This window comes from Microbispora hainanensis (assembly GCF_006874475.1).
Taxonomy (GTDB): Bacteria; Actinomycetota; Actinomycetes; order Streptosporangiales; family Streptosporangiaceae; genus Microbispora; species Microbispora hainanensis.
Map to the genome: position 1 here is coordinate 1 of NZ_VIRM01000211.1, position 377 is coordinate 377.

Genomic DNA, 377 nt, shown 5'->3' on the forward strand with positions numbered 1-377 from the left:
GGGGTTTTTGTCGGTGGGGTTGTGGGAGGGCATGGTGGGGCCATGATCGTGTTTGGTGTTCCGGGGAGGTCGGCGGGCAGGCGTTCGGGTGGGGCGTCGGGCCAGTCGCGGGGTTGGGGTTCGGGGACGGGTTGGATGATTTTTGGGAGCAGGCTGCGGTAGGGGTGTCCGAGGGGGCTGGTCCAGATGATCAGGTGGGGGCCTGCGGTGGTGACGTGCCAGCCGCCGAGGTGCTTGGCGCGGTGGTCGTGGCGGCAGGCCAGGTGCAGGTTGGCGGCGGTGGTGGTGCCGTTGTCGGCCCAGGCTTGGATGTGGTCTTGGTCGGTGCGGGTGGCGGGCATGCGGCAGCCTGGCCAGGAGCAGACCCGGCCTCGAAT

1 protein-coding gene is annotated in these 377 nt (G+C 69.5%); it reads right to left on the reverse strand.

The features are described 5' to 3' along the window. The coding region (locus FLX08_RS40165) for an HNH endonuclease signature motif containing protein (protein ID WP_208762000.1) at positions 1-341 on the reverse strand (341 nt) is incomplete at its 3' end. Between the last annotated feature and the right edge of the window lie 36 nt (positions 342-377).